This is a genomic window from Thalassospira sp. ABD4_177 (assembly GCF_056160125.1).
The window spans coordinates 823659-830000 of sequence record NZ_JBSWWO010000001.1; the positions used below are offsets into that span (position 1 = coordinate 823659).

At 56.3% G+C, this 6342-nt stretch carries 7 protein-coding genes (1 of these 7 cut by a window edge); 2 read left to right on the forward strand and 5 right to left on the reverse strand.

Going from position 1 to position 6342, the window contains the following annotated elements; genetic code table 11:
* Window positions 1-88 precede the first annotated feature (88 nt).
* From ACXAF0_RS03805 to ACXAF0_RS03815, 3 genes are read right to left on the reverse strand one after another with little or no spacing between them, the layout of a single operon-like run.
* Window positions 89-538 (reverse strand): c-type cytochrome, encoded by a 450-nt coding sequence (locus tag ACXAF0_RS03805; RefSeq protein WP_475343901.1) that lies wholly within the window; start codon window positions 536-538, stop codon window positions 89-91.
* A gap of 60 nt (window positions 539-598) precedes the next feature.
* A complete protein-coding gene (locus tag ACXAF0_RS03810) occupies window positions 599-1459 on the reverse strand; it encodes a fructosamine kinase family protein (protein ID WP_475343902.1) in 861 nt (286 codons plus the stop codon).
* Window positions 1460-1484: 25 nt separating this feature from the next.
* Window positions 1485-1961 (reverse strand): low molecular weight protein-tyrosine-phosphatase, encoded by a 477-nt coding sequence (locus ACXAF0_RS03815; RefSeq protein WP_475343905.1) that lies wholly within the window; start codon window positions 1959-1961, stop codon window positions 1485-1487.
* 223 nt (window positions 1962-2184) lie between these two features.
* On the opposite strand from ACXAF0_RS03815, the gene ACXAF0_RS03820 reads away from it, so the two are divergent.
* Both ACXAF0_RS03820 and ACXAF0_RS03825 read left to right on the forward strand, forming a co-directional pair.
* Window positions 2185-3144, forward strand: coding sequence for a helix-turn-helix transcriptional regulator (locus ACXAF0_RS03820; RefSeq protein ID WP_475343909.1), 960 nt, complete (start codon window positions 2185-2187; stop codon window positions 3142-3144).
* 137 nt (window positions 3145-3281) lie between these two features.
* Window positions 3282-4547, forward strand: coding sequence for a hypothetical protein (locus tag ACXAF0_RS03825; RefSeq protein WP_475343912.1), 1266 nt, complete (start codon window positions 3282-3284; stop codon window positions 4545-4547).
* A 79-nt stretch (window positions 4548-4626) separates the two neighbouring features.
* On the opposite strand, the gene ACXAF0_RS03830 is transcribed toward ACXAF0_RS03825, so the two are convergent.
* A complete protein-coding gene (locus ACXAF0_RS03830; RefSeq protein ID WP_475343914.1) occupies window positions 4627-6057 on the reverse strand; it encodes an MATE family efflux transporter in 1431 nt (476 codons plus the stop codon).
* A gap of 101 nt (window positions 6058-6158) precedes the next feature.
* Window positions 6159-6342: the 3' end of a glycerophosphodiester phosphodiesterase family protein gene (locus ACXAF0_RS03835; RefSeq protein ID WP_475343916.1), read on the reverse strand. Its footprint extends 569 nt past the window's final position; only the last 184 of its 753 coding nucleotides appear in the window; its start codon lies off the right edge, out of view; it ends in the stop codon at window positions 6159-6161.

Here is a 6342-nt window from a genome sequence, read left to right on the forward strand (position 1 = left end):
ATCATACCAAATGTTCGTGCCTCTCAATGTATAAGGCCGCAGCAGATGCTGCGGCCTTTTTTCATGAACGATGCCGTTTGCGTTCGAGCTAGTCCTTGAAATCGCTATGGCAGGATTTACAGGTCCGCATCATCTGACCAAGGGCGGCCTTGAAGCCGTCTTCCGAACCGCCATTGGATGCAACGGTTTTAAGATGACCGGCCTTGGCATTCAGTTCGTTGGAAAGATCGGTGAATGTCGACCAGTCATCCCAAATGTCAGAAAGGGCTTCGGACGGATGTTCGTTGCTGCCTTCGGGGAAAAGGGCAGTAAAGGTTTCGCCGGAATGGCCTTCAATAATGGCGGCGGATTTTGCGACCTGTTCCGGGTCATATGGTAGGGCACCCTTCATCATCGGCACCATGATTTTGACCTGCTGGCCGATGGCCTTCATGCCATCCATGCGTTCCTTCACCACACCGGTCGCGCCTTCATGGGCGATGGCGGCAATACTGACCGTCATGGTCAGCGCGACGGTGGCTCCAACTAGAATTTTCAACTCTCTCATCCCCTTTTATGTGCGTATTTCTCTCATCAACTCTTAGGCAGTTGTCGGATGCTATTGACCAAATCGGGCAAGGATGTGGTCAAAGGAACCGACATAATGTCCCCCAAACAGGCGAACATGAACCAATAGCGGGTAAAGGTTATACAAATCACGGCGTTCCTCAAAGAAGCCGGGCGAAATTGGCAGTATTTCGTTGTAGCGCCCAAAGAATTCTGGTGTCAGATCGCCAAATAACGTCCCGAACGCCAGTTCGATTTCCGGGTCGCCATAATAAATCGCCGGGTCAATCAGGCCTGCCAGCTTGTCGGACTGACACAGGATATTGCCACCCCACAGATCGCCATGCAGCAAGGAGGGCTTGCTGTCTTTTGGTAAATAGCGATCAAGACGCTCAATCAACCGATCAATGCGCGCGGCCATGCTGCCGGGCAGTTTACCCTCGTGCAGTGCCAGTTGTGCCATGTGGTGCAACCGGTGCTCGGCAAAGAAGGTGATCCAGTTTTCTTCAGGGGTATTGGGTTGGGGTAAGCCGCCGATCAGGGTGTCAAACTCAAGTCCGAATGCGGTGGAGGTGACTTGATGCTGGGCGGCGAGTTTTTCTGCCAGATCAAGCTGTACAGATCGGCTCATGCGGTTGTCATTGGCGATATAGGTCATCACCAGGCATGTATCGTCCGCATAAACAACGTCCGGGCAGTTGATCGGCGAATGTGCCCTGAAATAGCGCAGCATATCCGCCTCGATCGCAAGGCCGGCGTCGCTACGATTGCTTTGCTTGATCACCAGTTCGCGGCCATCATCAAGATCAGCCCGCATGACATCAGCAACGCACCCGCCCGAAAGCGGGGTGACGGATCGCAGGGCCGATCCCGTGTGGCGTTTGATCAGATCTGCGAGCGCGGTTTTATCCATGACAATCCCTGGTCATAAACGCGACCTAGACGCCGTGCTTTTCACGAATGTCGGATAGAAGCTTGTTTGAGGCTTCCTCGATCATGTCAAAGACATCGACAAATCCGTTGGCACCGCCGTAATACGGGTCCGGCACGCTTTGCCCGGCCAGTGTCGGATGGTAATCAAGAAACAGCTCAATGCGATTTTGATGGGTGTTGGGTGCCTGACGGCGCATATCGCGCAAATGTCTGTGATCCATCGCCAGCACATAATCAAATTGCAGATAGTCATCGGGTTTGATCTTGCGCGATCGGATGTCGCTCAGATCAATGCCACGACTTTTGGCCATTTCGCGGGATCGCGGATCGGGCAATTCGCCAACGTGATAGGCCGACAGGCCGCAGCTATCAACGCGGATGTGATCTTCGAGCCCGGCTTCGCGGACCAGCTTGCGAAAAACACCATCGGCGGTGGGCGAACGACAGATATTGCCGGTACAGACGAAAAGAACCTTGATCACGTTATCAATCCGTATTGTCTGGGAATGTCAGAAGGTGCTTTAAACAGTGACATGGCGACACCTTTCGGGCAATGCCCCGTCATGCAGCTGCGCATGCCGTTAAGTACGGATTCTCGCGAAATCCGGTAAATGTAACAGCTTCGTGACATTTTGGGTTCGGCGCTGACAGTCATATCAATAGTTTGTATGATCGCGCCAAATTTCATCCTTTTGGCTCGTTTTGATGCAGGAATTTGTCTCTTTTGGTTTGCATGTTGCCCTGATCCGGCAACTGGCATGGTTGCCGCGGGGCTATGACCTTGTGCCGGCTGGCACGGTTGTGACTTCTGCCAAGTTGCGCAGCATCATGCTGGCCCTTGAAGAGGTCAATGGTCCGGCTGTCCTTGTGCGTCTGGGGCGCTATTTGGCGGCCAAGGAACAGGAAGCCATCCTGACCATGTTGCGCCATTCGGCAACGCCTGCGGTGATTGCGGATCGCTGGCGCCGTCTGGAAGGCTATTCTCATGCCCGCGCGCGAAGCGAATTTGCCGTGACCGGGAAATCCATGACCATCCATCGTGGCGTTGTCCGGGGGCAGCCACCCGCACGGGTGGAAAACCTGTTGTTGCTTGGGTTCCTGATCGGCTTGCTTGAGGCAGCCGGGGCAGAAGACATGGACGCGACCATTTTGCCCAGTCACGGGCCGGCCGTCCGCGTCATGCGCAAGGGTCGCATCATCGACAAGCTTGCCTTTTCCGGGCGCGGTTTGCGGTTCCGGATCAACTGGGGCAGTTTCGAACAGGTATCATCATCCTATCCGTTCATGGCCAATATGCCGGGAACCGCTCCTTCGATCGGGGCACAGCGCCCGGTGGTGCAGCAACTTTGCACCGTGCTTGAACATGATATCGGACGCAGCTGGACGATTGACGAAGTGGCGGCTGCACTCGACACATCCGGCCGCACCTTGCAGCGCCGCCTGCAGCAGGCCAACAGCCGGTTCTCCGACCTTTTGCGTCTGGTGCGGGTACGTGAAGCCTGTCGCTTGCTCTATGGCACCAACCTGTCGGTCGGCGAGATCGGCTTTTGGTGCGGTTTTACCGATAATGCCCATTTCTCGCGCGATTTCAGACGTTTGTTATCGATGCCGCCTTCGGTCTATCGCGAAGCCAGCATCGGCCATGCCGGCCTGACACGGGCCTGACCCATCAGATACATTCAGTTTGGCTCTGCCTGGCTTGATCGTGGCATGATTGACCTGCCCGGTTTCCTTGGGTATCAGCAGCGCAATGCATGATCTTAATGTGATCATCGTGCCCCCTTCGCATCCAAGAGGCTGCCATGACCGATTCCGTCCAATCTGCAAACGAGTATTCCGGTTTTCTGCCGCCGCGTTTTCGCAATCGGCCGGATGCAGATGATGTGACGGTCAAGACCTGGGCGGTGGGGGATATGCTAACCGATCACACCAATCCAGAAATACCAGCACCGCTGTCGCTGTTTTTTGATCTGGTGGTCCCGGCGGGGAATCGGGCCAACGCAAACGGCTTTGCCATGCTGTGGCTGGATCGCCATCCGCACGAAGAACCGGGCTGGCGCTTATCCATCGGGCATGTGGGATCGCAAGACAATCTGGAAATGGCGGTGGCCAAACCACTTGCCCGACTGGTGGACGCCATGCCGATGTCGGTTTTCGAATGCGAAGACTGGCATCTGACAAGGCCGCTCTGGCGCAAACGGGCAGAGCCGATGAAGCTTGTTTTCTGGGGCGACTTTGCCAAGCATGCGCGTGCCATTCTGGGTCACAGCGACGGCGCATCCTTCTATCAGCCGCTGGGTGCCGGCCTTCGGGTGGATAATGTTGCGGCCCAGTTGCCGCTGCTTGAAGACATGCTGGGCGATCCGTTCCTGCAAAACGGCATGGGGTTTGAAGATGCCCTGCACCTTGGCATTGCATTGGGGCGGGCGCATTTGATCGAAAGCTGGATCGAAGCCGGTGGTTCGGAAAAGGAACCCTATTTCCGACCGATGAAAATCTGGCATCAGGCCTGGCTTGCCAACGCGCTTATCGACCCGGCGGTGGCAAGCTTGGCCATGTCGGCCAAGCCGCCAATGTCGGCCCTTGATTTTGCACCTGACAGCACACCGGCATCCCGCCGGGCCGCACTTGATGATCTGTCCTCGTGGCTGACGGCGGTGTTCTTCACCGACGAACACCCGGCGCTGCGCAATGCCTTTGTCGCCGGGGTGCAAAATGCCGTCTGGCTTGATAGTGACCTGCAACAATATGTCCAGCCGCAACAACGCACCGAGATATTGCAGGGCCTGATGCCCTATTGCCGCTGGTTCTTGGCCATGGCGCTGTATAACCATCTGGGCAATCTGGCGGCTGGGACGGCACGCGATGATCAAATTGCATTTTATGCCACCATGGTCGATGCGCTGCCGGAGCTGGCCCCGCTTGGGGAGTTCGCAACCCAGCGCGATATCGAACAACACATCATCCGGATTGATGCCCCGCGTGCGGCATCGGCCTTTGATACGCTGGTCCTGCCGTTCTGTGATCTGTTGATGCCGCGCCGTCAGTTCGATGCCACGCGTTCCTGATCACAAAACCGATATCCCAAAAGAAAAGCGCCATCGACAACATCCGGTGGCGCTTTTTCGTGTCTATATTTGGCGCGGCTTATAGCTGCTCGGAATGTTCGGGAATGTCACGCGATGACACGATCAGGAACCGGACCGCCAGGCCACTGACCGCGACAAGGCTTGCAATCGCGATGCCCCAGAACAGCCCCGGTACCCCCATCTCAAGCACAAATGACAGGTAATACCCGATCGGGATCATGACAAAGATATAGGAAACCAGATGCAATATCGTCGGTGCCCACTTGTCCCCGGCACCGCGAAGGGCATTGATCGCGGCGTTCTGCCCACCATCCGTCGGGAAAATGATCGGCATCAGGATCAGGACGGAAACCGTCGTCGCGATAACGGCAACATCCTGGGTAAACAGATGCGCGACCGCATTTGGAAACAGATAAAGCGGAATGCTCAGCACAAACATCACAGCCATGGTGGTCAAAAGACCAATCCACCCGGCAAGCGCCATGTCCGGTCGATCCCGACGGCCATAGGCAATACCAACCCGAACTGAGGTTGCCGAGGCCAGGCCAAGGGCGACCATAAACATCAACGCCAAAAGCGTCATGCTGATGCCGTAGCTCGCCGCGGCAATGACACCAAGGCGCCCGGCGAAAAGCTGCATGGCGGCAAAGGCACCGGTTTCCATGCCCTGGCTTGCCCCGGCGGCATATCCCAGATGGCGGGCATCGCGTGATCCACGCCACCACCCGGCGAAGCCGTTGCGGATGCCATAAAGATGATGGCTTTTCATCAACAGGATATAACCCAGTAGACTAAGGGCCATGAACCAGCGGATCACACTTGATGTCCAGGCAGCTCCTTCTGCGCCGAGTTCCGGGAAACCAAAGGCGCCGTAAACAAGCCCGTAATCCAGAACCAGGTTGATCAGATTGGCGACAATCATCATCACCATGCCGGGCATCGGGCGCTGCAATCCTTCAAGGAAGAAGGCACAGGTAATGTAAATAAGTGCGGCCGGCATGCCGATGGACAGGATCACTGCCAGATCGCCGGCGTGATCGGTGATCTCGGTTGGTTGACCGGTAATGGCAAACAGCCAGTCCGACTGCATGGTCAGAATGGTAAACAGGATGCTGACCAGAATTGCATAGGGCATGGCATTGCGCCAAACCGCCCCGGCCGCCATCAGGTTATCGCGGCCCTTGGCATGGGATGTCATCACCATGACCCCGGTCAGAAGCCCGATGCCCGTCACCATCAAGGATGTGAAGGGCGCATGCGCGATATTGAGATAGGCAAGTGCCGCACTGTCATAGTTGCCAACCACGATGGTATCGACGACCGCCATGATCAGCATGCCAAGACGGGCAATCGTGACCGGCAGGGCCAGCCTGAACAATTCACTCAGATGGCGCTTTACCCGGTTATCGGGATAAAGCGGGGTTGGCGAAGTCGCTGGATCAATTGGTGGTGGTGGCGCCGCGGCGCCATCTTGTGGGGCGATTGTCATTGGATCGTTTCCTGCATTTTTATCTGGCAATCAGAGATCGGGATCGTGGTGGCGTACCGACCCCTGATACCGCGTTGCCCCGTTTGGCTTTAATATGGGGTCTATCTGTTGGCGGCGAACGGGCGCCTTGGAATCGCCATCAGTAATTTGGCCGGATCATCGGTAATCACGGATGTGGCTCCCCAGGAAAACAGCTCCTTGGCGCGTTCGACATCATTGATCGTATAGCAAACCAACGGCACACCGGCATCGACAATCTCGGCGGCATTCACCGGTGTCAGGGCC

What these genes read in the sequence shown, in the direction of transcription:
- ACXAF0_RS03825 (WP_475343912.1), top strand. Translation starts at nt 3,282, where the DNA reads ATGACCGATTCCGTCCAATCTGCAAACGAGTATTCCGGTTTTCTGCCG.
- ACXAF0_RS03820 (WP_475343909.1), top strand. Translation starts at nt 2,185, where the DNA reads ATGCAGGAATTTGTCTCTTTTGGTTTGCATGTTGCCCTGATCCGGCAA.
- ACXAF0_RS03810 (WP_475343902.1), bottom strand. Translation starts at nt 1,459, where the DNA reads ATGGATAAAACCGCGCTCGCAGATCTGATCAAACGCCACACGGGATCG.
- ACXAF0_RS03830 (WP_475343914.1), bottom strand. Translation starts at nt 6,057, where the DNA reads ATGACAATCGCCCCACAAGATGGCGCCGCGGCGCCACCACCACCAATT.